This is a genomic window from Nocardiopsis mwathae, from assembly GCF_014201195.1.
Taxonomy (GTDB): domain Bacteria; phylum Actinomycetota; class Actinomycetes; order Streptosporangiales; family Streptosporangiaceae; genus Nocardiopsis_C; species Nocardiopsis_C mwathae.
This window is the reverse complement of the sequence record NZ_JACHDS010000001.1, coordinates 2,742,201-2,768,221: the sequence shown is the minus strand read 5'-3', so window position 1 is coordinate 2,768,221 and position 26,021 is coordinate 2,742,201. Positions and strand designations below refer to the sequence as shown.

Genomic DNA, 26,021 nt, shown 5'->3' with positions numbered 1-26,021 from the left:
TCGGCACTGTTATCCTGGTGGCCCGTGGAGTCCGAGGTAGTGGCCGGTGGCGGTCCTGCCGGCGACGGACGCCGCACGGCGGCCCGGAAAAGATCCGGGCGGGCCGTAGCCATTCGACCACGGGAGCATCACTTTGGCATCCGCCGCTAGCACCAAACACCTTTTCGTCACCGGCGGCGTCGCCTCCAGTCTCGGGAAGGGCCTGACCGCGTCCAGCCTCGGTCGGCTGCTCAAGGCGCGCGGGCTGCGCGTCACGATGCAGAAGCTCGACCCCTACCTCAACGTCGACCCGGGCACGATGAACCCCTTCCAGCACGGAGAGGTGTTCGTCACCGACGATGGCGCCGAGACCGACCTCGACATCGGCCACTACGAGCGGTTCCTCGACACCGAGCTGTCCGCGTCGGCCAACGTCACCACCGGCCAGATCTACTCCAGCGTCATCGCCAAAGAGCGCCAGGGCGCCTACCTCGGCGACACCGTGCAGGTCATCCCGCACATCACCAACGAGATCAAGGCCAGCATCTACGCGATGGAGTCGGCCGACGTCGACGTCGTGATCACCGAGATCGGCGGAACCGTCGGCGACATCGAGTCGCAGCCCTTCCTGGAGGCCGTGCGCCAGATCCGGCACGAGATCGGCCGCGACAACAGCTTCTTCCTGCACGTCTCGCTGGTGCCCTACCTGGCTCCGTCCGGCGAGCTCAAGACCAAGCCGACCCAGCACTCCGTCGCCGCGCTGCGCAGCATCGGCATCCAGCCCGACGCCATCGTCTGCCGCTCCGACCGGCCGATCCCGCGGTCCATGAAGAGCAAGATCAGCCTCATGTGCGACGTGGAGGAGGGCGGCGTGGTCTCCACACCCGACGCGCCGTCCATCTACGACATCCCCAAGGTGCTGCACGGCGAGGGCCTGGACGCCTACGTGGTGCGCCGCCTGGGCCTGGCGTTCCGGGACGTCGACTGGACCGAGTGGGACGACCTGCTGCGCCGCGTCCACCGCCCCGACCACGAGGTCACCATCGGCTTGGTCGGCAAGTACATCGACCTGCCCGACGCCTACCTGTCGGTGACCGAGGCACTGCGCGCCGGCGGGTTCGCCGAGCACACCCGGGTGAACATCCGCTGGGTGCCCAGCGACGAGTGCGCCACCGAGGAGGGGGCCGCGCGCCGCCTCGGCGACGTCGACGGTGTGCTGATCCCCGGCGGGTTCGGCGTGCGCGGCATCGAGGGCAAGCTCGGCGCGCTGAAGTACGCCCGGGAGAACAGGATCCCGACCCTGGGCATCTGCCTGGGCCTGCAGTGCATGGTCATCGAGTACGCGCGCAACGTCGCCGGGCTGGCCGGGGCCAACAGCACCGAGTTCGACGACAAGGCCGCCGAGCCGGTCATCGCCACCATGGCCGACCAGACCGACGTCGTGGCCGGCGAGCGCGACATGGGCGGCACGATGCGGCTGGGCCTGTACCCGGCCGACCTCGCCGAGGGGTCGCTGGCGCGCGAGCTGTACGGCACGGCGCGGGCCTCCGAGCGGCACCGCCACCGCTTCGAGGTGAACAACGCCTACCGCCCGCAGCTGGAGAAGGCCGGGCTGGTGTTCTCCGGCCTGTCGCCCGACGCCAAACTGGTGGAGTACGTGGAGCTGGCGCGCGAGGAGCACCCGTTCTACATCGCCACCCAGGCCCACCCCGAGCTGCGCTCCCGCCCGACCCGTGCGCACGTCCTGTTCTCCGGCCTGGTGTCGGCCGCCCTGCAGCGGCAGGGCGCGGTGAAGAAGCCGCGCGCATGAGCGGACCGTCGGGTGACGAGGCGGCCACCTCGGTGCGCGTGGCGGACCGGCCGGAGCGGTGGCCGGTCGAGAGGAGCACCGAGCCGTTCCGCGGCGCCAAGACGGCGATGCGGGTCGACTGGCTGACCATGGCCGGCAGCGACGGCCCCGAGCTGGTGCGCCGCGAGCACATGGTGCACCTGGGCGCGGTGGCCGCGCTCGCGGTCGACGACCGGGAGCGGGTGCTGCTGCTGAGCCAGTACCGGCACGCCGTGGGGCACCGACTGTGGGAGCTTCCGGCGGGACTGCGCGACGAGGAGGGCGAGACGGCGGTCCGCACCGCCCAGCGGGAACTGCTGGAGGAGGCCGGGTACCGGGCCGAGTACTGGTACGAGCTGGCCGACTTCTTCCCGTCGGCGGGCTTCTCCACCGAGCGGATCAAGGTGTTCCTGGCCCGTGGGCTGAGCGAGGTGCCGCCGGAGGAGATCGCCTTCGAACGCGTCCACGAGGAGGCCGACATGATCGCGGCGTGGGTGCCGCTGGACGAAGCGGTGACGGCCGTCCAGGAGGGGCGGCTGCACAACGGCGCCACCGTCGTGGGCATCCTCGCCGCCGCCACGGCGGCGCGCGACGGCTTCGCCGGGCTGCGCCCGGCCGTGTAGCCGGCCCTCTTCGGCGGCTCCGGGACCGGGGCCGCTTCTCACCGGCGAAATGCCGCCTGGGACCCGCGGGTCCCAGGCGGCATTTCGCTCTGCGCCGGGGCGCGTGGAATCTCGGGAAATCGGGGGCGATCATCCGGATCGTCCGCAGATAGCGGTGATATCGCCGTGTCGTGACGTTGCGGCCCTTGGTCCTGTGGCATCATCGCGCTCGGAAACGACCGCGGTTGCGGGGATCCCGACGACCGCCGCGCGCCCGTCCCGGCCCCACTCCGCGGCGGGCCGACCCGGTGCCGCGCGGCCGACGGCGGTCGCGCCGGCCCGGCCCCGCCCAGTGGTGCCCGGCCCACCCCGCGCGGCCCGTTCCGGCGGATGAGAACGCCCACGTTGCGATAGATCGGGGATGCGATGGCAGTCGAGGACGCGGCACCCCCCGTGCTGGTGTCGGCGGTAGGCGGATACCTCGACCACCTCACCGTCGAACGCGGCCTGGCCGCCAACACCCTCACCTCCTACCGCCGTGACCTCCGCCGCTACCTGGAGTTCCTCGCCGACCGCGGGGTGGCCTCGCTCGGCGAGGTCGGCGCCGACGACGTCGCCGAGTTCCTCCGCCGCCTGCGCGAGGGCGACGACGACCACCCCCCGCTCGGCCTCAACTCCGCCGGACGCGCGGTGGTGGCCGTGCGCGGCCTGCACCGCTTCGCCCAACGGGAGGGCATCACCTCCGGCGACCCGGCCAGCGAGGTCCGCCCGCCCGCGCCGCCGCGCCGCCTGCCCAAGGCGATGTCCCTGGACGCCGTGGAGTCGCTGCTCGACGCGGTGGGCTCGGCCGACGACCCGCGCGCGATGCGCGACCGCGCCCTGCTGGAGCTGCTGTACGGAACCGGGGCGCGGATCTCCGAGGCGATCGGCCTGGACGTCGACGACGTCGGCCGCCTCGGTGGCGCCGCCGACTCTGCCGACACCACCGACGGCGTCGACACCGACGTCACCGTCGTCCGGTTCCGCGGCAAGGGCGGCAAGGAGCGCCTCGTCCCGGTCGGCCGGTTCGCCCGCACCGCCATCGACGCCTACCTCGTGCGCGCCCGGCCCGTCCTGGCCGCATCGGGCCGGGGCGTACCCGCCCTCTTCCTGAACGCCCGCGGCGGGCGCCTCACCCGGCAGGGCGCCTGGGCGGTGCTGCGCGCCGCCGCCGATCGCGCCGGCCTCAGCGAGGTCTCCCCGCACACCCTGCGGCACTCCTTCGCCACCCACCTGCTGGACGGCGGCGCCGACGTGCGCGTCGTCCAGGAGCTGCTGGGCCACGCCTCGGTCACCACCACGCAGGTGTACACCCTGGTCACCGTGGACCGGCTGCGCGAGGTCTACGCCGCCAGCCACCCCCGTGCCAATGCGGTGCGCTGAGACGCAACCGCGGTGTTACGCATCGATGACACCGTAGAGTGTCGCGTTGAATGATCCTGTGCCGACGTTTTAGAGTCGCGGGCACGACGGTTCGTCGCTGTCGACATATTGAGTTTTTCCGACGGCCGGTCAACCGGTACGGATGAAACGTCCGGCCACGGCCGGTTCGTAGGGAGGTCAAAGGGTTGTGAGCTGGTCGGAGCACGATGATGCGGAGGTGCCGGGCGACGCCCGCACCGACGAGGGCGATTCGGAGAGATCGGCGATCAACCCCTGGGGGGAAACGCGCAGCACGGGGGCGGCTCTGCAATCGAACAGACCGAAAGTGCGGTTTCCCGAGCCGGAGCCGTTGGAGGACCACGGCCCCGCTCGGATCATCGCACTCTGCAATCAAAAGGGTGGCGTCGGAAAGACGACCACCACCATCAATCTCGGGGCCGCCATCGCGGAGTTCGGGCGACGGGTGCTGCTCGTCGACTTCGATCCGCAGGGGGCGCTCTCCGTCGGGCTGGGCCGACTCGATCCGCGTGAGCTCGACCTGACGGTCTACAACCTGCTCATGCAGCGCGACGTCACCGTGTCGGACGTGCTGCTGAAGACCGATGTCGACGGGCTCGACCTGATCCCGAGCAACATCGACCTGTCGGCGGCCGAGGTGCAGCTGGTCGGGGAGGTGGCCCGGGAGCAGATGCTGGGCCGCGCGCTGCGCCCGGTGATGGACGACTACGACGTCATCCTCATCGACTGCCAGCCGTCGCTGGGCCTGCTCACGGTCAACGCGCTCACCGCCGCCGACGGCGTCATCGTGCCGCTGGAGTGCGAGTTCTTCGCGCTGCGCGGGGTCGCGCTGCTCATGGACACCATCCAGAAGGTCCAGGAGCGGCTCAACGAGCGCCTGGTGATCGAGGGCTTCCTGGGAACCATGTACGACCCGCGCACCCTGCACGCGCGCGAGGTGCTGGCGACCATCATCGACGGTTTCGGCGACAAGGTGTACGGAACCGTCATCAACCGCACGGTGCGGTTCCCTGACGCCACGGTGGCGGGGGAGCCCATCACTCGGTTCGACTCGTCGTCCGCCGGTGCCAACGCCTATCGGGAACTCGCCAAGGAGGTGCTGGCTCGGTGGCAACACAGCGGTCACGACGTGTGACCCTGCCGGGCGCGGACGAGCTCTTCTTCCGTCCGTCCGACACCGCCGCGGCCGAGCCCGCACCTCCTGCACCGCCGAACCCGCCCGCGGAGCCGCCGGCCGCCCGCGACGGCCGGGCCGACGAAGCCCCGGCGCCCGCGGAACCGGCCCCGCCCCGCCCTCGCAAGCGGAGCAAGCGCGCGCCGCAGCCCAGCGGGCGCCAGCGCCACGACGAGAAGATCACGGTGTACATCTCCGCACCCGAACTCCTCGCCCTGGAGCAGACCCGACTGACGCTGCGCGCCGAGCACGGGCTGACGGCCGACCGCGGGCGGATCGTCCGCGAGGCCGTGGCGGTGCTGCTCGCCGACTTCGAGGAGCACGGGGAGTCCAGCATGCTGGTGCAGCGGCTGCTGGCCGACACGGAATCGGACTGAAGCGCCGCGTGCACCGGCGCGCCCCGGGGGAGGAGCCGCTGGCGGCATCGGACGAGGCGGACCGGGCAGGTGCGGATCGGTGACACCCTGGGGGGATGAGCACAACCAACCCGACCCCGGTGCCATGAGCAGCACGGCACCGGCCCCGGGCGAGCAGGCGGTGGCCGACGAGGTCGAGGAGAGCGGCTTCCAGGTGCGCCTGGAGAACTTCGAAGGCCCCTTCGACCTGCTGCTGGGCCTGATCTCCAAGCACAAGCTGGACATCACCGAGGTGTCGCTGTCGAAGGTCACCGACGAGTTCATCGCGCACATCACCGCGCACGGTGAGAACTGGGACCTCGAACAGACGAGCAACTTCCTGCTGGTGGCGGCCACACTGCTGGACCTCAAGGCGGCGCGGCTGCTGCCGCGCGGCGAGGTCGAGGACGAAGCCGACCTCGCCCTGCTGGAGGCCCGCGACCTGCTGTTCGCTCGACTGCTGCAGTACCGCGCCTACAAGGAGGTCGCGGCGCTGTTCTCCGGGCGCATCAGCGCACAGGGTCGGTGCTTCGCCCGCGCGGTGCGGCTCGAACCGCGGTTCGCCGAGTCGCGGCCCGACGTCCTCATCAAGCTCGGCCCCCAGGAGTTCGCGGTGCTGGCGGCGCGGGTGTTCACGCCCAAGGAGCCGCCCAGCGTCCCGGTCGCGCACATCCACCAGAGCACGACCTCCGTGCGCGAGCAGGGGGCGCTGGTGGTGGAGGCGCTGCGGGAGCACGGCACGCTCACGTTCGCCGAACTGACGGCCGACTGCACCGGTACCTTCGAGATCGTTGCGCGGTTCCTCGCCCTGCTGGAGCTGTACCGCGCCGAGAACGTCGGCTTCGACCAGCCCGAGCCGCTCGCCGGGCTCACCGTGACCTGGACCGGCTCGCACGACGGCGAGGTGGCGGTCGCCGACGAGTACGAACAGGCCAAGCAGGCGAAGAACGACCGTGAGAACGAGGAGAGCGGGGAGGGCACGTGAGTGTGAGCGAGGACACTCCGACAGCGGCGGTGCCGGGGGTAGCGGTTGAGGCGGCGCGTCCGGAGGGTGACGATGCCCACGCCCGGCTGCGTCGCGACCTCGAAGCGGTGCTGATGGTGGTCGACCAGCCCGTCGCCGCCTACGACCTCGCGCGCGCCTTCGACCGGTCGGTGCGCGACATCGAGGCCGTGCTCACCGGGCTGTCCGAGGAATACACCGCCCAGGGCCGGGGTTTCGATCTACGCCAGGTCGCCGAGGGGTGGCGGATCTACACCCGCCCGGAGTGCGCCGACGTGGTCGAGCACTTCCTCAAGGAGGGCCAGGAGGTGCGGCTCACCCAGGCTGCGCTGGAGACCCTGGCGGTGGTCGCCTACCGCCAGCCGGTCTCCCGGGGCAGGGTCTCGGCCGTGCGCGGTGTGAACTGCGACGGGGTTATGCGTACCCTCGTACTGAGAGGCTTGGTCGAAGAGGCCGGGTCCGACCCGGAATCGGGTGCGCTGCAGTACCGGACCACAAGCTACTTCCTGGAGCGCCTCGGCCTCCGCAGCCTCGACGAACTTCCCGATCTGGCACCTTTCCTGCCTGACGACATCGAAGGTTTAGACGACACCGGTGAACACACCTCGTAATGATGCACGGTCCCGCGGTGCGCGGGACGACGCCCCGCGCGGTGAGCGCGGCGACTCCTACCGGCCGCGCGGTGAGCGTGGCTCCCACCGCTCCGGCCCGCGCCGGGACGGCCAGTACGACGACCGACGACAGACGGGACGCGGCGGCGGGCGCGACCGGTTCCGCCGGGACGACCGGGGCTCCTACCGCTCCGGCGACCGCGACGACCGCCGCGGCCAGGGTTTCCAGCGCCGCGACGACCGCGACGGCCGAGGCGACCGCAACGACCGGTACGGCAACCGGCAAGACGACCGGACGCCCTACCGCCGTGACGACCGCCGCGACGACCGTCGGCCTGTTCGTGCGGGTGGCCGTGATGACCGCGGCCCGTTCCGTCGCGATGACCGGCGTGACGACCGGCGTGATGACCGCGGCGGCTACGGTGGCCGTGGGCGGGACGACCGTCGTGATGACCGTGGTTCGTTCCGGCGTGATGATCGTCGTGACGACCGTCGGCCTGTTCGTGCGGGTGGCCGTGATGACCGCGGCCCGTTCCGTCGCGATGACCGGCGCGATGACCGGCGTGACGACCGGCGTGACGACCGGCGTGATGACCGCGGCGGCTACGGTGGCCGTGGGCGGGACGACCGTCGTGATGACCGTGGTTCGTTCCGGCGTGATGATCGTCGTGACGACCGCCGCCCCGCCCGCGCGGGCGGCCGTGATGACCGCGGCCCGTTCCGTCGCGATGACCGGCGTGACGACCGCCGGGGGCAGGGACCCGGCCGCCCCGAGCGCGGCGGGCACGACCGTGACCGCGGCCGCGATGACCGCCGTACCGAGCAGCCCCGTTCCGGCGGCGCGCCCAAGCGGCGCAAGGAGGCCCGCTCCACCGGCCGGAGCCCGGTCCGGCGCGAGAACCACGCGTCCGGGCGCAAGAGCGAGAACCAGTTGTCGGTCGCTGCGCGGATGCGGCTCGAAGCGCTGCGCGCCGAGTACGACCCGAGAGATGACGACCGGAGCGACACCCCGCGCGACACCTACGTCGACGTGCCGGGGGGTATCCGACTGCAGAAGGCGCTCGCGCAGGCCGGCGTGGCCAGCCGCCGCGCCAGCGAGGAGATGATCATGGCCGGGCGTGTCAGCGTCGACGGCCAGGTCGTCCGGCGTTTCGGCGCCCGAGTCGACCCGGAGAAGTCGGAGATCCGTGTCGACGACATGCTCGTCGCCACCGCTCCCGACCTGCTCTACTTTGCGCTGAACAAGCCGCGCGGCGTGGTCAGCACCATGTGGGACCCCGAGGGGCGCCCCACGCTGGCCGACTACTCGGGCCAGACCGAGGAGCGCCTGTTCCACGTGGGCCGTCTCGACACCGAGACCGAAGGCCTGATCCTGCTCACCAACGACGGAGAGCTCGCCAACCGGCTCACCCACCCGCGCTACAAGGTCAAGAAGACCTACATCGCCAAGGTGCCGGGGCCGGTCCCGCGCGAGGTCATCCGCGAGGTGCGGTCCGGGATCGAACTGGAGGACGGCTTCGTCAAGGTCGACTCCTTCCGCGTGGTCGACAACATGGAGCCCAAGGCCCTGGTCGAGATCCAGCTGCACGAGGGCCGTAAGCACATCGTGCGGCGCCTGCTGGACGCCGTGGGCCACCCGGTCTCCGACCTCGCCCGCACCCAGGTCGGCCCGATCGACCTGAACGCGCTCAAGCCGGGGACCATGCGGGCGCTCACGGCCAAGGAGGTCAGCGAGCTGTACTCCGCCGCGGGCATGTAGTCTCCGCGAAGGGGGATGCTCCCGGCAGGTTTCCGCAATGGGCGACAAGGACGGGTGTGACGTGGCCATACGTGCGATTCGCGGCGCGGTTCAGGTGGACGCTGACGAGCGCGACCTGATTCTTGAGGCGACCGCAGAGCTGGTCACCGAGGTGATGCGGCGCAACGACCTGACCACCGACGACGTGGTCAGCGTGCTGTTCACCGCCACGCCCGACCTGACCTCGGAGTTCCCGGCCCTGGCCGCGCGCAAGGTCGGATTCGCCGACGTGCCGCTGATGTGCGCCACCGAGATCGCCGTGCCGCACGCGCTGCCGCGCGTCGTCCGGCTGATGGCCCACGTGGAGACCGACCGGCCGCGCGCCGACCTCCACCACGTCTACCTGCGCGGTGCCCAGGCCCTGCGCCTGGACATCGCGCAGTAGCGGCCCCCACTCGTGCGACGGGCGGGCGGGACACGAACACCACGTGTCCCGCCCGCCCCGTGTGTTTCGCGGTATGGCTCCCCGGCCGTGCCCGGGTCTCGGCGCGCGGTTTCCGGCACCGGCCCACCCCGGTAGCCGCGCCGATCGGCACTGGTGCCGATCGGCGGCGCAGGCACGCAATCCCGGCCCCCGGTTGCTTTCCGGTTCGTCTTTCCTGCCGCTGAGTCTCCGGTGTGGGGCGGCGGCGTCGCGGCGTGCTCCGGTGCGCTTCTCGGCTCGTCTCGGCCGCTGAGCAGATGATTACCCTGCGCAGGCCCCACATCCCGCCCCGTGTGCGTGGGGCGCCGGTGTCTGGCCGCCTGCTCTAGGCTGGAGGGATCCAGGCCCGGGGAACGAACAGGGGGAGTGGCCGGTGACCGGCATCGAGCGCGCCGTCGTGATGGGCGCGGGGCTGATCGGCACATCGATCGCGCTCGCGCTGCGGGAGCGCGGTGTCGAGGTGCGCCTCACCGACCCGGACTCCGCGTCGCTCCGGCTCGCCTGCGACCTGGGTGCCGGTCGGCCGCTCGACTCCGACGCCGGTGAACGCCCCGCCGACATCGCGATCATCGCGGCACCGCCCGCGGCCGTCCCCGAGGTCGTGGCCGACGCGCAGCGCCGCGGCCTGGCCCACGTCTACACCGATGCCGCCAGCGTGAAGGACGGCGTGATCGCCGAGGCCGTGCGGCGCGGCTGCGACATGTCCACGTTCGTCCCCGGCCACCCGATGGGCGGCCGGGAGAAGCACGGCCCGAGCGCCGCCCGCGCCGACCTGTTCCTCGGCCGCTCCTGGGCGCTGTGCCCCACGGCCAAGGCCGACCCGGTGGCCGTCGCCACGGCCACCGAGCTGGCCCGGCTGTGCGGGGCCGAGCCGGTGACGCTGTCGGCCGCCGCGCACGACCGCGCCGTCGCGCTGGTGTCGCACGCGCCGCACGTCGCCGCCTCGGCGGTGGCAGCGCGGCTGCTCGGCGGCGACGACACCGCGCTGGCGCTGGCCGGGCAGGGGGTGCGCGACGTGACCCGCATCGCGGGCGGCGACCCTGGGCTGTGGTGGGAGATTTTGCGGAACAACCCGGGGCCGGTCGCTGAACTGCTGGAGGACATCGCCGCCGACCTGCACGGGGCGGCGGCCGCGCTGCGCGGCCCGGGCCGGGGGTCGGCCGACACCGCCGACGCTCCCGCATCCGACCGGGAGTACGTGCTGGACCTGCTCGAACGCGGTCGGCGCGGTCACGACCGCATCCCCGGCAAGCACGGGGCGCAGCGCACGCCCGCCTACACCGTGATCCCCGTCGTCATCCCGGATGAGCCGGGCGCACTGGGGCGGCTCTTCGCCGCCGCCGGTGCCGCTCATGTCAACATCGAGGACGTGCGGATCGACCACTCCCCGGGGCTTCCGGTGGGTGTCGCCCAGCTCGCGGTGCTGCCCGAGGCCGCCGACGCGCTATCGCGCACCCTGGCGGAGGGCGGCTGGTCGGTCCACGCCTGAGGGCGGGCGCCTTCGCTTGCGGCGGGGCGAGCACGACGTCGGCGCCGGTAGGCTGAAGCGTTGGAATTCAACTGGACATCATCCCCGCAAGGAGAGAGCCGAAGTGAGTGCGCAGGGCCACGCGGAGGGCATCGTCATCGCCATCGACGGTCCCTCGGGGTCGGGCAAGTCGAGCACGGCCAAGGGCGTCGCCAGGGCACGTGAGCTTCGCTACCTCGACACGGGGGCGATGTACAGGGCGATGACCTGGTGGATGCTCGACCAGGGAATCGACGTCGACGACGCGGACTCCGTCGCCGAGGCGTCGTCGCGCCCCGTCATCACGATGGGCACCGACCCCGCCGCCCCGACCGTCGACGTGGACGGCACGGATGTCGCCGCGGCGATCCGGACCCAGGAGGTCACCGGCAGCGTCAGCGCGGTGAGCGCGGTTCCGGCGGTACGCGAGCGGCTCGTGGCGCTGCAGCGCGAGACCATAGCTCGGGCGTGCCGCGAGGCGGCGGGCATTGTCGTGGAGGGCCGCGACATCACGACGGTCGTCGCCCCTGACGCGCCCGTCAAGATCTTCCTGACCGCGAGCGCGGAGGCGCGGGCCAACCGGCGCAGCAAGGAAGTCGACACCGACGACATCGCGGCCACCCAGGCCGACCTGGCCCGCCGCGACCTGCTCGACTCCACGCGGTCGGACTCGCCGCTCACTCAGACCGAGGACGCGCTGGAGCTGGAGACGAGCAACCTGACCCTGGACGAGGTCATCGCGATCGTCGTCAAACTGGCCGACGAGGCCGTCGGGGCCGTGGAGGGCTCCGCGGTGCGCCACTGACCTTCCACCCGCGAAGTCGGCTTCCATCGTTCTCCCGAGATCATCGGAGGATCGGCGCGGCCTCGGCGCCCGCCGGGTGCGTCCGGCACCGGCCGCGCGGCACACTGTTACCAATCCCCACGGCACGCATCCTGGGCGCGTGGGGCATCGCTACCGGGAGTGAACGAGTTGACCGAGAACATCAATGCCGCATCCGGCATGCCCGCAGAGGACGACGCGGCCGCGGAGGCCGCCGTGAAGCCCGTGGTGGCCGTCGTCGGGCGCCCCAACGTGGGCAAGTCGTCCCTGGTGAACAGGATCATCGGCCGCCGCGAGGCGGTGGTGGAGGATGTTCCGGGCGTGACCCGCGACCGGGTGGCCTACGACGCCTCCTGGCAGTCGTGCGAGTTCACGCTCGTCGACACCGGCGGCTGGGAGACCAGTGTCAGCGGGCTGGCCGCGATGGTGGCCCGCCAGGCCGAGTACGCGGCGCAGACCGCCGACGTCATCCTCTTCGTCGTCGACGCGACGGTGGGCATCACCGACGCCGACGAGGCGGTGACCCGCGTGCTGCGCGCGACCAAGCGGCCGGTCGTGCTCGCGGCCAACAAGGTCGACGGCGAGCTCCAGGAGGCCGACGCCCTGGTGCTGTGGAACCTGGGGGTGGGCGAGCCGTTCCCGATCAGCGCCCTGCACGGGCGGGGAACGGGGGACCTGCTGGACGCCGTGGTGGCGGCCTTCCCGGAGACGCCCGCGGCCGAGGGAGCCGAGGAGGAGGGCGGCCCGCGCCGTATCGCGCTGGTGGGGCGGCCCAATGTCGGCAAGTCCAGTCTGCTCAACCGGCTGGCCGGGGAGGACCGGGTGGTCGTCGACTCGGTGGCCGGGACGACCCGCGACGCCGTGGACGAGCTCATCGAGCTGGGCGGCCGGACCTGGAAGTTCATCGACACCGCGGGCATCCGCCGCCGGTTCCGCGCACTGCAGGGGGCCGACTACTACGCGACCGTGCGCACGTCCTCGGCGCTGGAGCGGGCCGAGGTCGCGGTCGTGCTGATGGACGTCAGCGAGCCGCTGGCCGAGCAGGACATCCGGGTCGTCGAGCAGGTCGTCGACTCGGGCCGGGCGCTGGTGCTGGCGTTCAACAAGTGGGACACGCTGGATGAGGAGCGCCGGTACTACCTGGAGAAGGAGATCGACCGGCAGCTGTCCCGGGTCGCCTGGGCGCCGCGGGTGAATATCTCCGCGCTGACCGGGCGGCACGTGGAGAAGCTGGTGCCGGCCATCGAGACCGGGCTGGCCAGCTGGGACACCCGCATCCCGACCGGGCGCCTGAACAGCTGGCTGAAGGACCTGGTGGCCGCCACGCCGCCGCCGGTGCGCGGCGGTAAGCAGCCCAAGATCCTGTTCGCCACCCAGGCCGACGCCCGCCCGCCGCACTTCGTCCTGTTCACGACGGGGTTCCTGGAGGACAACTACCGGCGGTTCATCGAGCGGCGCCTGCGCGAGGACTTCGGTTTCGAGGGCAGCCCGGTCAAGCTGAGCATGCGCATCCGTGAGAAGAAGGGCGGAGGCAAGGCATCCAAGGGCAGCGTCCGCCCCGACTGGAACCGCTGACCGCTCCGACCGCTCCGACCGCTCCGACCGCCTGACGCGACGACGGCCCGCGCCGAGGAACCTCCTCGGCGCGGGCCATCGGTGTTTCCGGGGCCGGCGGCCGGGATCAGCGCACCGTGTCGGCGTGCCCGCGCAGCGCGGCCGCGGCGAAGATGGCCGTCGCGGCCACGGCGGTGCCGAGCATGACCACGATCATGCTGGTGAGGGTGGCCTCGCCGGTGCCGGTGAACCCCGCTGCGGCGGCGATGGTGCCGCCCAGCGCGAACTGCAGGGTGCCCAGCAGCGCGGAGGTGCTTCCGGCGATCGCGGAGGGCTGGCTCGCGATCGCCAGGGTGGTGGCGTTCGGGGAGATCAGGCCGGTGCAGAACATCATCGCGAACAGCACCGCGGTGACCGTCACCAGGTCGGCCGACCCGCTCAAGTCGAGTGCCATCAGCAGCACGACGGTGAGCACGGCTCCGGCCAGGCCCGCGAACAGCCGCCGCGAGGTGCCGACGCGGCCGATGAGGGCGGCGTTGACCTGGTTGCCGAGGATCATGCCCAGCGTGGTGACGCCGAAGATCAGGCTGAACTGCTGGGCGGTGGCCCCGAACTGCGACTGGGACACGAACGAGAACGAGGAGATGTAGGTGAAGGTCATCGCGAAGCTCAGCGCCATGGTCAGCGAGGGCGCGATGAAGCGCGGGTCGCTCAGCAGTCGGCCGAAGGTCCGCAGCATGAGGGCGGGGTCCTGGCGGGTCCGCTGGGAGCGCGGCAGGCTCTCGGGGAGCCCGTAGTACACCAGGGCGAGACTGGCGAGCCCTGCGGCGCCGAGCGCGGCGAAGATGAGCTGCCACGGGCCGATGAGGAGCATCCGTCCGCCGATGATCGGGCCGAGCATGGGGGCCAGGCCCACCAGGAGGACGAGCCGGGAGTAGAAGCGGGCGGCGGAGTCGCCGTCGAAGGTGTCGCGGACGACCGCGCGGGAGATCGCCATTCCCGCCGCGGCGGAGAGCCCCTGCAGGAAGCGGACCGCGGTGAACATCTCGGCGGAGGTGACGAACATGCACATGAACGACGTCGCGGCGAACACGGCGGTGCCGATCAGCAGCGGAACGCGGCGCCCGAACCGGTCGCTGAGGGGGCCGATGACCAGCTGGCCGAGGGCCAGGCCGACCATGACGGCGGTGAGGGTGAGCTGGACCTGGGACTCGGTCGCGCCGAGGTCGTCGGCGATCTGCGGGAACGCGGGGAGGTAGAGGTCGGTGGCCAGCGGGCTGGTGGCGGACAGGACGCCGAGGATGAACACGAGGAGGACGACGGACCGGCGCGGCTGCGGGGGCGCCGGTCCCATGGACACGGACGAACGGCGGAGCGGGCGGCGGGTGCGCACGAGGACATGGCTCACAGCGGTACTCCAAGAAAGCACGATGAACGGGTTCGGGAAGGTTCAGGGGTTCTCTGGAATGACAGAGGCGGTGGCACCGTGAGCCGCCGTGTGATGCGCGGGGTGCCGGACAGCCCTACGTGGGGCGACTCCCGCTTGCAACGCAGGCTCGGGGGGAGGCAATCCCGGACACTCCGGGTTATTCCGGTGACCTGTGCCACCGGGCGCGAAACCCGTGCACGGCGGCGGTTTCGGAGACTGTGAAGGCGGCCACGCCGGAGACCGGGGAGGGCGCTCACGGCTGCGCCCCGGCGCCCCTCCAGGGCGCGCCCACTACCATGGTGTTCGCTGATCCGAACACACATTCCCGTGGGGTGCGCCAGGCGGCGCGGCCCACGGCGGGACGCACGGAAGCGAGGACCCGGTGGACGACTCCGCGGCAGGGCTCCTGTCGGCGAATGTCCGGTCACTGCGGGCGCGCAGCGGGCTGTCGCTATCGGCACTGGCGCGTCGGGCGGGGATCAGCAAGGCGACGCTGTCCGAGCTCGAATCGGGCAGCGGGAACCCCACCATCGAAACGGTGTTCTCCCTGGCACGGGCGCTGGACACCCCCGTGTCGAGCCTGCTGAGCGAGGGCGGCCGGGAACAGGTCAGGGTCGTGCGGGCAGCGGAGTCCGAGGTGCTCAGCGGGCGTGGCGCCGACCTGCGGCCGCTCCGCCGCGAGGGCACCGGAATCAGCGTTCTGGAGGTCTACGACCAGCGCTTCCGCTCCGGGACCCGGCAGGAGTCGGCGGGTCACCCCGGGACCGAGCACACCATCGTCACGGCCGGGCGCCTCACTGCGCTGATCGACGGCCGCGAGCACGACCTGGGTCCCGGCGACTCGGTGTGGTTCCCCGCGTCGCTGCCGCACGCCTACGTCCCGCGCGACGGCGATGTGGAGTCGGTGCTGATCCTCACCCACGCCCACCCCGACCACCGCGTGCCCGGCGGCTGCGTTCCCGGTGAAGACTGACCTTCCACCCACGGTGCCACCGGCTCCTGTCGTTGATCTCGGGGATTGTCATGCGTAAGGCCCGCCCTCCGCGTTGTGCCTGGTGACAGGCGCGCGGTGGGTGGGCCGGGGGTTCGAGGTCAGCAGGGGGTCAACGTACTACACGCCACCACCCCGGAACAGGCGTCAATGGGCCGGAGCGTCGGGGCCGCCGGGAGTGTCGGGGGCATCGGTGGCGAACGCGGCATCCATGGCCGAGCGCAACGAGTCGTCGGAGGAGTTCATCAGGTGGCCGTAGACGTCCATGGTCACGCTGATGCTTGCGTGCCCCATCCACGTCTGAATCTTCTTCGGCGAGGTGTTGTGCTCGATACAGACGCTGGCGAAGGTGTGGCGCAGGTTGTGCAGCTTGTGCGGGACCTCCGGGCGCAGCCCGGCGGCCGCGCAGGCCTTGCGGAACCGGTAGCGGACGGTGGCGGGGTTGGCCATCCCCCCGCGCGGGGAGCGGAACACCGGTTCGACCTCCGTGCGCCCCGGGGCGCCGTCCTGTTCGGCACTGACCGTCTGGGGCGGGTACAGGTCCCGGTGGGTGCGCAGTTCGGTGATGACCCGCTGGGAGAGCGGGACGCGCCGGATGGACGTGCGGGTCTTGGCCGGGGACAGGCGCCCGTCTTGCAGCTGGCGGTCAACACTCACCGTGCCCGCTTCCAGGTCGATCCGGTCCCAGGTCAGGCCGAGCAGTTCGCCGATGCGCAGGCCCAGGCAGGCGCCCATGACCACGAGTAGCCGGTAGCGGGGGGTGATTTCTTCGGCGATCGCCTCGACTTCCGCGACGGTGAAGGGCACCACCTCACTCGTGTGCACCTCGGGAAGGCGGACGTTGCGGCAGGGGGAGGCGGGGATCCTCCCGGCGTCGGCGGCTCCTTGGAACAGGCCCTTGCACGCCCGGTAGATCAGGCGCACCGTCCAGGCGGACAGGCCGTGGCGCGTCGCCCAGGCGTTGACGGCCCGCTGGACATCGTGGGGGGTGACGGCGTTCAGCGTCATCCCGCCCAGTTCGGGGAGGATGTAGCGGTTGACCCAGGTGCGGTAGGTGGCGTGCGTGGAGGGTCTGCGTGTGGCCTTGATCGTGGAGAGCCATTCGGCGCCCCAGGCGGAGACGGTGATGCGCCCGGCTTTGAAGTCTTGGAGGATGCCCGAGTTCTTCTGTCCGCGCACCAGGTCCCGGAACTCCTTGGCTTGCGTCAGGGTGTCCCAGGTCTGGGAGGTCTGCTTTCCGTCGCCGTCGCGGTAGGGCACTTTGTAGGCGTAGACCTCACGCCCGGCGGCTTTGGTCTTGGTCTGGTTGAGGGTTTTGCGGATTCCGTCGCGCATGGTCCCGACCGCCCAGCCGACCGCCTTTTTCGCCATGGTCCCATCTCCGTTTCCTCGTGTTCTTTCTTTCTATCGCCCATTCTATCCAAATCTGTGGAATTCGGCGATTAAAGAGTCTGTTGATCATGGCCGGATCTGGCCACTGATCCATTTCTTGACCTCATTTGCGGAGAAGCGGAGTTCCCGGCCGACGCGCGCCGCATGGAAATACTTGCGGTGGTTGTCGTGCACCCACGACACAGGTTTGCGCAGGTAAGCGGCCACATCATCGACCGCCCACAGCCCATCAAGGGACCCGGGGGAATCGTTTCCTTGTTTGTTTTCGCGTTTCACGTGAAACCCCCAAAGAGGAAACCGAGAATGGAATATCAGATGGTCGATAAAAGTGATCGGGCGCCGGGCTCGCCCACTGACCAATCCCCCGACCACCCACCCCTCGCCCGGCGGAGCCAAGGGCGTAAAAGGACGCGCTACGCGCGCCGTATTCCTGTTCCAGTGGCCGGCGCAAGCGGAACAGATCCGGGTTCACGCATTCAAGGACGCGCTTCGCGCGACATTTCTTCCCGGCGCTGCCGCACTGGAGCCCATGTCAGCGAAAAATGTTCCGCCCGCCTCAATTTCTCATCGCAGAGCACGCGGCGATATTCCTCGCGTGCGATCGCGTACTCCCGCGCCATCTGTTCGACGAGCATAGAATCGCCAGCCTTGACCCAGCCGCGACCGGCGTACGCCCAGTGGCCGATGACCAGCGTCGAACCGTCACCACCAGTGGCCCACACATCGCGTTCCCCGGACGCCTCCCGCTGGTTCGCGCGCCAGGCACGGCGAGCGGCCCGCAGCGCCCCCAAGGTCACCGAGTACACCCGCGACTTGGTCGCGAAGTGACCCCGAAACCCCAAGCAGTGCGCCCACTTGCGCAACCGCAGGTGTTCCAGGTCGCGCCGCGCCCCCAGGTCCCACGCCGTTTCCACCATCCGCGCCAGATGCGCCCCCACCGCCCGCCGCAGCCACCCACGGTGCAGCCGGTGAAACCGCCGCGCCAACGCCCCCGACGCCGACACCGCATCCGACGCGGTCTTGGTCGCGTACTTCGCCAGATAGGCACCCAGACGCCGCGTGTTGGTGACCGGCCCGCCCTCCGAGACGTCGGTGACGTCGCGCTGAGCACCCCACGAGGCCACCCGCAACCGCCCATCAGTGGACGGCAAGGCCACCGCCGCCTGATCGACCGCCCGCCTCACCGCCGACGCGAGCAGCCCCGCCGACGCCCACACCGGCGGCTCCACGATCCGGCCCCGGTCATCGGGATCGATCCCGTCCAGGCGGATGACCGCGTGCAGGTGCACCAGGCCCCGCCGCTGGAACTCCGCCACCTTCACATACGAGGTCCGCACCAGGTCACGCAGACCGGTCGCCGACACCCGGGTACCAAGCACCTCGGAGACCAGCGGGGCCAACGCCCGGTCGATCGCCACCCGGGTACGCCTCCACAACTCCCCGGCGTACGCGTTCCACAGCACCGCACCGGTGTAGTCATAGCACTCCGGACAGATCGGAGTGCCGACGATGGGGTGATCGCTGTCATGAGTCAGGGCGCACCCGAGAAGACGGCCATGGGCGCACGTCCGTCGGGTGTCGCGCCGTGGTCGGCACACCCCACCGCCGCGCGCCGAGTGCACCGGCCCGAAGCTGGGCGCCGTCAGCGTCACGAACAAACGCGGGTGCCCCTGCACCGTGTCGGGCACCACCGAGCCGACCGTGTCCTGACGCGCCCCCGCCCCACCCGACGAAGTCGCCGACATCCGCCCCGATATCCCCGACGCGACCAGGTGCCACATATCGCGCCGGTAGACCTCCGCACACGACCCACACACCGACGCCCGCCGGTCCCCGCACGCCACCAGCAACACCCCATCAGGGTGGGACGCGGTATCGACCTCCGCACGCACCTCACCCGTATCGGCGTCGGCCGACACCGCGCCCCCAGCCACACGGACCGGGTTGGAGCAGAACCGCGCCCGCTCCGCCTGCTGCCTCCAAGCCGGAAAATCCTCGCCCGTCAACCGGTCCATCAACGCCCGCTCTACCGGCGACACCCCCACGCGCAACCTCCCGCACCCGCATCGAACACCCGTCCTACAACAAGCCTGAGGGCAAACGGCAGAACCGAGCCGACGACTTTCGATCGGATCGACGATCCGCCCAACAGACCCGACCAGACCGGAACACACCCAAAGGTGAGGCGGACCGAAACGCGCGCAGCAGGGGAAATTAAGGAACGTCCGAAAAGACGAGGGCAAGCAGAAGGCCCCCGGCCGCGAACAGCGGGAGGCCCAAGCGTCTCAAGGGATGGGGAAGGGTGGAGGTCACTACAGAAGGTCGCTGCGCACGCCGGAGAGGAACGCCCCCCACTCCCGGGCGGGGACGGCCAGGTATCCAAGGTGCCGATTCTGCGTGTCACGTACGAACGTGCCCTGTCGAGTCCCGGCTACCTCAACGCACTGTCCGCCCGTGTTGTTGCTGTAGGTGGACGTGCGCCACGCCAGGTCATGAGGTCTCACGAGAACTCTCCTTGTACGGTCGCGATGAGTTGGCGGGTTGCATCCAGGGGGAGGGCTGCACCGCGTAGATCTCCGAAGAGTCGAGAGTAGTCGTCCACTGCGTCGAGATCGTGCACGATTGTGCCCTCCCGTCGAGTTTCCAGGTACAGGATGACCCCCTGGCCAGGGACCTTGAAGAGTTCGAAGGCTTCACTCAGCCCAGGGTGGTCGGTTGTGGCGAATGGGATGACTTGGATCGCGACCTTGGGGCGTTGCGATTTCTCAAGAAGGTTCGCCAACTGACGTGCCATGATCTCTCGTCCGCCTGTTGGCCTGCGCAGAACCGACTCGTCTAGGACGAAGACGAGGGCAGGAGCTTCGTCCGACTTAAGAAGTTCCTGACGCTTCATGCGAATTTGCACGAGTTCCTCGATCGAATCAGGAGTGTCACGAGGAAGTCCCGTCCTCAGAATGTGTCGGGCGTACTCCTCCGTCTGCAGCAGGCCGGGCACAACCATCTGGTGGAATTCCCAGATCTCCGACGCAGCGCGCTCTAGTTCCGCAGCGTCTTGGTAGCCAGGGGCTAGAGCAGACTCCGACAACCGATCCCACAGCTCTGTCAGTGCACCGCCTGTGTTGAGCTCGCGATCAAGGTGCCTCGTATGCTCCCTTTTGATCCCCCGTGCGCCGCGTTCCATTGCACTGAGCATGGCTGGCGAGATCCCAACCGCCTTCGCTAGGTCCTCCTGCGAAACACCAGCTCGTTCGCGGAATGCGCGGATCTGCTTGCCAATCCGGATCCAGCGACTCCTGTTTCCCTGCACCGATCACACACCCCTCACTACGCTTCCTCTACCGATTGGCACCCAATAAGACCAAGGAAAGCACTTTAGTAAAAGGTATTGCAAGCGATCTTTAGTGCAGACATTGTGTTGTCCCCAGCGGCAGTTAAGTCGCCGCCCGAAGATCACTACTCTGCTAGCACACATGCGGCCCTGGTCGGTGTAGGCACACACCGAGCGCAGGGCCTTGATCCCCAACCTGAGAACCACAAGGAGCAGGTGAGGACCCAACATGAACACTATCGTCCAGCAGACGGAGCAAACGACCGTCAGGCTAGGTTGCCGCGTTCGGAACCCGCACCACCGGCGATCCGCGCGGGTGCGCCCCTACGTCCACCGCATGACCACCGGGGAGGCGGTGTGACCATGGCTTTCTACACCCGTAGCTTCCCCGGGGTGCCCGAGCAGGTCGCCGAGGCACGCCACTGGGCCGAGGACGTGTTGACCACCGCCGTGCACGGCCCCGGCACCCCGGACGAGACCACCGCAACCGCCGTGCTCCTCCTGTCCGAGCTGTGCACCAACGCCATCCGCCACACCCACACCGGCCGCCAGGGCGGACGCTTCACCGTCAGCCTGGTACTGACACCCGGGCAACTGGAAGCCCGCGTTGCCGACAACGGCGCCGCCGACAGCGCGCCCCGCCTGCTGTCCACCGGCCCCGACGCAGAGCAGGGCAGGGGGCTGCACCTGGTCCGGCACTTCGCCGACCACACCGGCCCCCTGCCCCAGGGATGCGGCGTGTTCTTCCGCCTCGCCTGGGCCACCACCAGCAGCGCCCCCACCCCCGCCCGAGCAGGTGTAAAGGGGGAGGACCGGTGAACGGCGAACAGGACGAGGCCGAGGAACTGCGCCGCAAAATCGCAGAAATACGCGTGGTCGTGCTGTTCCGGGGCGCCGTCGACGTCTCGCCCCGCACACCGCCGCCCAACGTGCACGGCGAGATCGAGCGCCTGCGATGGCAGCTTGAAGACATCCAATGGCGGCGCGACTGCCTCACCCGGCGCCACTGACCCCCGACGACGAGGAAGGAGGACGCCCCTATGGCAGCCACCGCCCCCGCAGCGCGCCGCCCCCTCACCCGCACCGACCGATTAGTGATCACCACGTGCTTCGACGCGGGCGCGTCCATCGAACGCATCGCCACCGCAACCCGCCGCTCCCAGAACACCGTGCGCCGGGTGCTCAAGGAGTCCGGCCGCAGCATCCGGCACCGCCCCCGCACCCGCCCCGACGTCACCACCGAGGAATGCGCCCGACTCTACGCCGAGGGCCGCAGCTGCCCCCAGATCGCCGAGCTTCTGGACACAAGCACCAGCACCGTGTTCAACCGGCTCCAGGAGGCAGGCATCCCGCGCCGCCCGCCGGGCCGCCACCGGGCACCGGCATCCCGCACCACGGGCAGCGCCCACGCAACCCGGCCCCGCCCCGCCCTGAGTGCCCCGGTCGAGCTACTGACCACGGCCGAGGTCGCCGACCTCTTCAACGTGCGCACGCGCGCGGTACGGGACTGGACCCGCCAGGGCCGTGTGCCGGTCATCTACACACCCGGCGGACGCCCCCGCTACCCAGCAGAGCAGATCCGCCAGCTCATCAAGGAGAGCAGGCCATGACCGCGCTCGCAGCGTGCGCCGACGCGCTCACCCTGGCCGCCCGGCTCATCCGGCCCGCACGCGGCCTCCACGCCGTCCCGCGCCGACAACGCTGGGACCAACCCCAGCCGCCCCCGCAGCACTCCGGAGCCGCCCGAAGTGCCCGCAGGCCGCTACCGCCGCCACGGACACACCGTTCGCTAGACCGCCGACCAGGCGCACCATGCGATCGGTGACGACTTTCCCTACAGGGTCAAGGCTGCCCGCCCGCGCCATGGCGCGGGCGGGCAGCGGACGTGTGCGCCGGGGGTCGGCCGCAGGTCGGGACGGGCTTACGGGACACGTCGCGCTGCGCGCCCGACTTCGTCGGGTGCTCGCGCGCGGCCCCGACACCCGCCCTCCCCGGCCTCACCAGCGTGCCCCGCCTCCACCGCCCCGCCTACCGCACGAGGGCGAGCCCGCCCGCGCAGGAACGCCCTGCACACCGCCGCACCGACGCCCGCCGACCGTGCACAGCCCCCGGCCGGGCTCCGGGAACCGGGCCGGACCAGCTCGCCGTGTTCGTCGCGCGCGTGGTTCCGGTAGGCGGACAAGGTCACCGGTGCGCTTCAGCGTTTCGACCGTGGCACCGGTAGCGGGCACCCTCCCGGAGGTCGATCCGGCCTGACTTTCCGGGACCTATCACGCCCGGGGCGGGGGTCAAGGTCGTTCAGTCGTGGAGTGCTCCACCTTGACCCCCGCCCCGGGCGTGATCCAGACGGCCCCGTCAGGCCGAACCGACCCCCCAGGAGGCCGCCATGAACACCGCCGCCACCACGACCGGAAACGCGACCGCTCTGCGCACCGCCGACCGCGCCGCCTACCTCATCTGCTCCGACGACCCCGCCGAGGTCACCGCCGGACTCCGCCTCGCCTTCGCCCTCCCCCGGGAGCTGCGCACCGAGATCCTGGCCGGGGTCGAGTACTACCTGGCCGACGACGAGCCGGACGAGGCCGCATAGCGCCCCCGGGCCGCGCGCCCCGGACCCTCGGGTCTGGGGCCTTTCCGTGTGCTCACCTGCGCGGTCACCGGCATGCAGGCGCACCGCGGGCACGGGTGCGCGGTGGGGCCGGGTGGCCGGTTCCGTCCGCGTTCACGCGTCGCGGCGGGACCCGAAGGATCGGGGGCCGGTCGGAGAAAAGGGGTGGAGCCCGAAGGCTCCGACCGCTCAGGGCCAGCGTAGCGGCCCCCGATCCTCCCGCCGCGCCGCGCTCTGCGCGACCGGAACCGTCCACCCTCCCGCCGTTGCCCGCGCGGGTAGGCGCGCCCAAGCGCGGCGGTCTATCCTGCCGCCATGAGCGACCCGCACCGCGTGCGCCCCATCACCAGCGCCCCCACCGCCAAGGCCCGCCAGCGCGCCCAGGAGGCCGAGACCGCGCGCCTTGCCGACCTCATAGCGTCCGACCTCCGGCGCCAGCAGTGGGCGAAGCTCTCCTACACCGATGAGGAGGAGCGCGCCGCGATCAAGCGCGCCGCACGCCGTGCGGGCAAGGAGATCGGGGTGAAGGTCGCCGTGCGCACCACCCGCGACGGCGCCGTCATGGCCGCCATCGACGAAGAAGGCGGACCCCTGCGCGACCGGTTGGACGAGGCCCGCCTACGCAACGCGATCGATGACGCGTTCGGTGATGACCCCCGTTGACGTGTCCCGGACCGTCCGCGCCCGCCGCGTGGCCGGAGCCCCCAGCGTCATCCCGGCGTCAACCTACACACCCGGACCACCCCGGAACAGTCACCACTAGACCGGAACGCCCAACCCAGGGAAACAGGGCGCCACCTGGGCAGACGACAACAGTCGACAACAGGCCGGACCACCCCGGAACGTCCGAATCCGGCATCCGTTGATCTCGGAGATATCGACCAAATGACGGCGATTATTCGGTCGATATCCCCGAGGCCGACGTAAACGGGACCGGAAATCGCCTTCTGGGCGCCTTTCGGGCCCGGTCATCAGTTCCGGTCGTACCGCACAGCCCCCGATCCGGCCGCCCCTATCCGCACGCACACCGACTCACCACGCGGGAGAACGTAATCCCACCCCCTCCTCCGTTGATCTCGGAGATATGGGGGTAATACTCGCCGGTATTACCCCCATATCCCCGAGATCAACGGAGAGGAAGGGCGGTGGCGGGTGTCTTCGGACCGTGCGCCCCGCCTCCACCCGACGCACGCCATTGACCCGGCGTAGGCGCGGACTTACGATGTTCATCGTTCGCTATACCGAACGCCTTGGAGGTGGCGGTGCGGGCCGACATCGTCGTCATCGGCGCCGGGATCATCGGCGCCGCGTGTGCCCGGGAACTGGCCGGCGCCGAATGCTCGGTCACCGTGCTCGACCGGGCGGCCGCCGCCTCCGCGACCACCGCCCACGGCGAGGGCAACATCCTCGTCTCCGACAAGGCACCCGGCCCCGAGCTGGACCTCGCCCGGGCGTCGGTGCGGTTGTGGCCGCAGGCGGTCGCGGAGCTGGGCGAGGAACTCGGCCCCCGACTCCCCGACATCGAGTGGGACCGCAAGGGCGGCCTGGTCGTCGCCACCACCGCGGCGGGAGCCGCGGGCCTCGGCGCGTTCGCCCGCGAGCAGCGGCAGACCGGTGTGGACGCGCAGCCCGTGGACCTCGGCGACGTTCCCGGCCTCGAACCGAACCTGAGCCGCGACATCACCGCCGCCGTCCGCTACCCCGAGGACGCCCAGGTCCAGCCGGTCGCGGCGGCCGAGGCGCTGCTCGCCTCCGCCCGCACCCGCGGCGCACGCGTCCGCCAGGCCACCGCCGTGCTCGGCCCCATCCGCGACCGGTCGGGTGCGCTGCGCGGCGTGCACACCACGGCCGGTCCCTGGCACACCCCGGTCGTCCTCAACGCGGCCGGCCCCTGGGCGGGCCGGGTGGCCCGCCTGCTCGGCGCCCCGGTACCGGTCCGGCCTCGGCGCGGCATGGTGCTGGTCACCGCGCGGGTGCCGCCGTGGACGGTGCGGCACAAGGTCTATGACGCCGACTACGTCGCGACGGTCGCCGACACCGGGGGAGAGAGCGAGGAGACGACGGCGTCGGGTGCGCTCACCTCCAGCGTCGTCGAGTCGACGGCCGCCGGGCCGCTGCTCGTCGGCTCCAGCCGCCGGCACGTCGGCTTCGACGACCGGCTGCGTGTGGACGTGCTCGCCCGCATCGCGGCCAAGGCGGTACGCCTCTTTCCCGGACTCGCCGATGTCCCGGTCATCCGCGCCTACGGCGGCTTCCGGCCCGGCGTCCCCGACCACCTGCCGATCATCGGCCCCGACGAACGCGTCCCCGGCCTCTGGCATGCGACCGGCCACGAGGGCGCCGGGATCGGCCTGTCGGTCGCCACCGCCCGGCTCATCCGGCAGATGATCCTCGAAGAGCCACCCGTCGTCGACCCCCGCCCCTTCCGTCCCTTGCGCCCCGGCCTCGCCGCCGCTACCTCCACCGGAGCCGGAGACACCGACCGCCCGACCAGCTCATCCGCCTCCCCCTGATCGGTGAAAGGTGCCGTGCCATGAACGGTTCTCCCACGTCCGAGCGGAGCGGATGCGTTCAGAGCCCGTCGTCTCCCTCCCCAGGGTGCCCAGTGCCGGTATCAGGGGCGGTGATGGATCGCCCCGTTCACCGGTAGGCCCGCGTTCAGGAAAGGGTGCCCAGTCATGAACGGTTCTCCCACGCCCGACCGGTGTCCCTGTGGCGCGGGCGCCCCCGACATGCCGTCCTCCGACGTTCCCCCACTCCCCCCGCCCCCTCCCCCCGGGACGCGTGTCACGGTCCACCTCGGCACCACGGCGCTCAGTGGTTCGGCAGGCCAGACCATCGCCGGTGTGCTACTGGCCAACGGGGTGACCGCCTGGCGCACGACCGCGCGGGGCGGGCGCCCGCGCGGGGTGTTCTGCGGCATCGGCGTCTGCTTCGACTGCCTGGTCACGGTGAACGGCGTCCCGGACGTCCGGGCCTGTCAGCGAATCGCACGCGACGGCGACGTCATCGACGCGCCCGGGGCGACACCCAGCGGAGGGGATCATGACTGACCTGCGCCGCCGTGGGGCAGGGCCGCACAGGACGGGGGAGGCCGCCGGGGCGGCCAGGGTCGGCGGAACAGCACCGCCCGTC

At 71.0% G+C, this 26,021-nt stretch carries 27 protein-coding genes; 21 read left to right on the top strand and 6 right to left on the bottom strand.

What is annotated here, in order from left to right:
• Nucleotides 1-133: 133 nt before the first annotated feature.
• From HNR23_RS11940 to der, 13 genes are all read left to right on the top strand, one after another.
• A complete protein-coding gene (locus tag HNR23_RS11940) occupies nucleotides 134-1,789 on the top strand; it encodes a CTP synthase (RefSeq protein WP_184075645.1) in 1,656 nt (551 codons plus the stop codon).
• On the top strand, nucleotides 1,786-2,430 hold the full coding sequence (locus tag HNR23_RS11935) for an NUDIX domain-containing protein (RefSeq protein ID WP_184075644.1): 645 nt from the start codon (nucleotides 1,786-1,788) through the stop codon (nucleotides 2,428-2,430). Before HNR23_RS11940 ends, HNR23_RS11935 begins: the two co-directional genes overlap by 4 nt.
• A gap of 405 nt (nucleotides 2,431-2,835) precedes the next feature.
• Nucleotides 2,836-3,831, top strand: a complete 996-nt coding sequence (locus HNR23_RS11930) for a site-specific tyrosine recombinase XerD (RefSeq protein WP_184075643.1) — start codon at nucleotides 2,836-2,838, stop codon at nucleotides 3,829-3,831.
• A 187-nt stretch (nucleotides 3,832-4,018) separates the two neighbouring features.
• Nucleotides 4,019-4,984, top strand: a complete 966-nt coding sequence (locus tag HNR23_RS11925) for a ParA family protein (protein WP_394353769.1) — start codon at nucleotides 4,019-4,021, stop codon at nucleotides 4,982-4,984.
• Nucleotides 4,957-5,400: a hypothetical protein gene (locus HNR23_RS11920; RefSeq protein ID WP_394353768.1), complete on the top strand. Its 444-nt coding sequence runs from the start codon at nucleotides 4,957-4,959 to the stop codon at nucleotides 5,398-5,400. The genes HNR23_RS11925 and HNR23_RS11920 overlap by 28 nt, the downstream gene beginning before the upstream one ends.
• A 124-nt stretch (nucleotides 5,401-5,524) precedes the next feature.
• Nucleotides 5,525-6,403, top strand: a complete 879-nt coding sequence (locus HNR23_RS11915) for a segregation and condensation protein A (RefSeq protein WP_184075642.1) — start codon at nucleotides 5,525-5,527, stop codon at nucleotides 6,401-6,403.
• Nucleotides 6,404-6,432: 29 nt separating this feature from the next.
• The gene (gene scpB / locus HNR23_RS11910; RefSeq protein ID WP_184080221.1) at nucleotides 6,433-7,032 is read left to right on the top strand and encodes an SMC-Scp complex subunit ScpB; all 600 of its coding nucleotides are present in this window, start codon (nucleotides 6,433-6,435) and stop codon (nucleotides 7,030-7,032) included.
• Between the two features lie 308 nt (nucleotides 7,033-7,340).
• Complete coding sequence (locus HNR23_RS27785) at nucleotides 7,341-8,138, top strand: hypothetical protein (protein ID WP_343070527.1); 798 nt, start codon at nucleotides 7,341-7,343, stop codon at nucleotides 8,136-8,138.
• Nucleotides 8,135-8,791 carry a pseudouridine synthase gene (locus HNR23_RS27780; protein ID WP_343070749.1) on the top strand — a complete coding sequence of 219 codons (657 nt, stop codon included), beginning with the start codon at nucleotides 8,135-8,137 and terminating at the stop codon, nucleotides 8,789-8,791. The genes HNR23_RS27785 and HNR23_RS27780 overlap by 4 nt, the downstream gene beginning before the upstream one ends.
• Before the next feature lie 61 nt (nucleotides 8,792-8,852).
• Entirely contained in the window at nucleotides 8,853-9,215 is a 363-nt protein-coding gene (gene aroH / locus HNR23_RS11900) for a chorismate mutase (protein ID WP_184075640.1), read from the top strand.
• Between the two features lie 439 nt (nucleotides 9,216-9,654).
• On the top strand, nucleotides 9,655-10,743 hold the full coding sequence (locus HNR23_RS11895) for a prephenate dehydrogenase (protein ID WP_221308576.1): 1,089 nt from the start codon (nucleotides 9,655-9,657) through the stop codon (nucleotides 10,741-10,743).
• Nucleotides 10,744-10,846: 103 nt separating this feature from the next.
• Nucleotides 10,847-11,566, top strand: a complete 720-nt coding sequence (cmk, locus tag HNR23_RS11890; protein WP_184075638.1) for a (d)CMP kinase — start codon at nucleotides 10,847-10,849, stop codon at nucleotides 11,564-11,566.
• 198 nt (nucleotides 11,567-11,764) lie between these two features.
• The gene (der, locus tag HNR23_RS11885; protein ID WP_184080219.1) at nucleotides 11,765-13,159 is read left to right on the top strand and encodes a ribosome biogenesis GTPase Der; all 1,395 of its coding nucleotides are present in this window, start codon (nucleotides 11,765-11,767) and stop codon (nucleotides 13,157-13,159) included.
• Between the two features lie 106 nt (nucleotides 13,160-13,265).
• Here the strand turns inward: der and HNR23_RS11880 are convergent, their stop codons facing one another.
• Entirely contained in the window at nucleotides 13,266-14,492 is a 1,227-nt protein-coding gene (locus HNR23_RS11880; protein ID WP_184080217.1) for a multidrug effflux MFS transporter, read from the bottom strand.
• Between the two features lie 457 nt (nucleotides 14,493-14,949).
• Here HNR23_RS11880 and HNR23_RS11875 point away from each other — a divergent pair, with 457 nt between their 5' ends.
• A complete protein-coding gene (locus HNR23_RS11875) occupies nucleotides 14,950-15,540 on the top strand; it encodes a helix-turn-helix domain-containing protein (protein WP_184075637.1) in 591 nt (196 codons plus the stop codon).
• A 165-nt stretch (nucleotides 15,541-15,705) separates the two neighbouring features.
• Here the strand turns inward: HNR23_RS11875 and HNR23_RS11870 are convergent, their stop codons facing one another.
• The 5 genes from HNR23_RS11870 to HNR23_RS26770 all read right to left on the bottom strand — a co-directional run bounded on the left by HNR23_RS11870 (nucleotide 15,706) and on the right by HNR23_RS26770 (nucleotide 20,257).
• Nucleotides 15,706-16,929 (bottom strand): tyrosine-type recombinase/integrase, encoded by a 1,224-nt coding sequence (locus tag HNR23_RS11870; RefSeq protein WP_184075636.1) that lies wholly within the window; start codon nucleotides 16,927-16,929, stop codon nucleotides 15,706-15,708.
• 87 nt (nucleotides 16,930-17,016) lie between these two features.
• A complete protein-coding gene (locus tag HNR23_RS11865) occupies nucleotides 17,017-17,226 on the bottom strand; it encodes a MerR family transcriptional regulator (protein WP_184075635.1) in 210 nt (69 codons plus the stop codon).
• A gap of 200 nt (nucleotides 17,227-17,426) precedes the next feature.
• Nucleotides 17,427-18,995: a replication initiator gene (locus HNR23_RS11860; protein WP_184075634.1), complete on the bottom strand. Its 1,569-nt coding sequence runs from the start codon at nucleotides 18,993-18,995 to the stop codon at nucleotides 17,427-17,429.
• A gap of 267 nt (nucleotides 18,996-19,262) precedes the next feature.
• A complete protein-coding gene (locus HNR23_RS11855) occupies nucleotides 19,263-19,454 on the bottom strand; it encodes a DUF397 domain-containing protein (protein ID WP_184075633.1) in 192 nt (63 codons plus the stop codon).
• Nucleotides 19,451-20,257, bottom strand: coding sequence for a helix-turn-helix domain-containing protein (locus tag HNR23_RS26770; protein WP_343070524.1), 807 nt, complete (start codon nucleotides 20,255-20,257; stop codon nucleotides 19,451-19,453). The genes HNR23_RS11855 and HNR23_RS26770 overlap by 4 nt, the downstream gene beginning before the upstream one ends.
• A 384-nt stretch (nucleotides 20,258-20,641) precedes the next feature.
• Between HNR23_RS26770 and HNR23_RS11845 the strand changes: the two genes are divergently transcribed.
• The 7 genes from HNR23_RS11845 to HNR23_RS11815 all read left to right on the top strand — a co-directional run bounded on the left by HNR23_RS11845 (nucleotide 20,642) and on the right by HNR23_RS11815 (nucleotide 25,939).
• A complete protein-coding gene (locus tag HNR23_RS11845) occupies nucleotides 20,642-21,097 on the top strand; it encodes an ATP-binding protein (protein WP_184075632.1) in 456 nt (151 codons plus the stop codon).
• Entirely contained in the window at nucleotides 21,094-21,288 is a 195-nt protein-coding gene (locus HNR23_RS11840) for a hypothetical protein (protein ID WP_184075631.1), read from the top strand. Before HNR23_RS11845 ends, HNR23_RS11840 begins: the two co-directional genes overlap by 4 nt.
• 30 nt (nucleotides 21,289-21,318) lie before the next feature.
• A complete protein-coding gene (locus tag HNR23_RS26320; RefSeq protein WP_221308096.1) occupies nucleotides 21,319-21,888 on the top strand; it encodes a helix-turn-helix domain-containing protein in 570 nt (189 codons plus the stop codon).
• 776 nt (nucleotides 21,889-22,664) lie between these two features.
• Nucleotides 22,665-22,868, top strand: coding sequence for a hypothetical protein (locus tag HNR23_RS11830; protein ID WP_184073544.1), 204 nt, complete (start codon nucleotides 22,665-22,667; stop codon nucleotides 22,866-22,868).
• Between the two features lie 333 nt (nucleotides 22,869-23,201).
• Nucleotides 23,202-23,549: a hypothetical protein gene (locus HNR23_RS11825; protein ID WP_184073542.1), complete on the top strand. Its 348-nt coding sequence runs from the start codon at nucleotides 23,202-23,204 to the stop codon at nucleotides 23,547-23,549.
• 593 nt (nucleotides 23,550-24,142) lie between these two features.
• Nucleotides 24,143-25,399, top strand: coding sequence for an NAD(P)/FAD-dependent oxidoreductase (locus HNR23_RS11820; RefSeq protein WP_343070748.1), 1,257 nt, complete (start codon nucleotides 24,143-24,145; stop codon nucleotides 25,397-25,399).
• Nucleotides 25,400-25,564: 165 nt separating this feature from the next.
• Nucleotides 25,565-25,939, top strand: coding sequence for a (2Fe-2S)-binding protein (locus tag HNR23_RS11815; RefSeq protein ID WP_246421719.1), 375 nt, complete (start codon nucleotides 25,565-25,567; stop codon nucleotides 25,937-25,939).
• Nucleotides 25,940-26,021 lie beyond the last annotated feature (82 nt).

Excerpts from the sequence above, each read along its gene's own strand:
- HNR23_RS11825 (WP_184073542.1), top strand. The coding sequence starts at position 23,202 with ATGAGCGACCCGCACCGCGTGCGCCCCATCACCAGCGCCCCCACCGCC.
- HNR23_RS11895 (WP_221308576.1), top strand. The coding sequence starts at position 9,655 with ATGGGCGCGGGGCTGATCGGCACATCGATCGCGCTCGCGCTGCGGGAG.
- HNR23_RS11870 (WP_184075636.1), bottom strand. The coding sequence starts at position 16,929 with ATGGCGAAAAAGGCGGTCGGCTGGGCGGTCGGGACCATGCGCGACGGA.
- HNR23_RS11930 (WP_184075643.1), top strand. The coding sequence starts at position 2,836 with ATGGCAGTCGAGGACGCGGCACCCCCCGTGCTGGTGTCGGCGGTAGGC.
- HNR23_RS11915 (WP_184075642.1), top strand. The coding sequence starts at position 5,525 with ATGAGCAGCACGGCACCGGCCCCGGGCGAGCAGGCGGTGGCCGACGAG.
- HNR23_RS26320 (WP_221308096.1), top strand. The coding sequence starts at position 21,319 with ATGGCAGCCACCGCCCCCGCAGCGCGCCGCCCCCTCACCCGCACCGAC.
- HNR23_RS27780 (WP_343070749.1), top strand. The coding sequence starts at position 8,135 with ATGATCATGGCCGGGCGTGTCAGCGTCGACGGCCAGGTCGTCCGGCGT.
- der (WP_184080219.1), top strand. The coding sequence starts at position 11,765 with ATGCCCGCAGAGGACGACGCGGCCGCGGAGGCCGCCGTGAAGCCCGTG.
- HNR23_RS11830 (WP_184073544.1), top strand. The coding sequence starts at position 22,665 with ATGAACACCGCCGCCACCACGACCGGAAACGCGACCGCTCTGCGCACC.
- HNR23_RS11935 (WP_184075644.1), top strand. The coding sequence starts at position 1,786 with ATGAGCGGACCGTCGGGTGACGAGGCGGCCACCTCGGTGCGCGTGGCG.
- HNR23_RS11845 (WP_184075632.1), top strand. The coding sequence starts at position 20,642 with ATGGCTTTCTACACCCGTAGCTTCCCCGGGGTGCCCGAGCAGGTCGCC.
- HNR23_RS11880 (WP_184080217.1), bottom strand. The coding sequence starts at position 14,492 with ATGGGACCGGCGCCCCCGCAGCCGCGCCGGTCCGTCGTCCTCCTCGTG.
- HNR23_RS11815 (WP_246421719.1), top strand. The coding sequence starts at position 25,565 with ATGAACGGTTCTCCCACGCCCGACCGGTGTCCCTGTGGCGCGGGCGCC.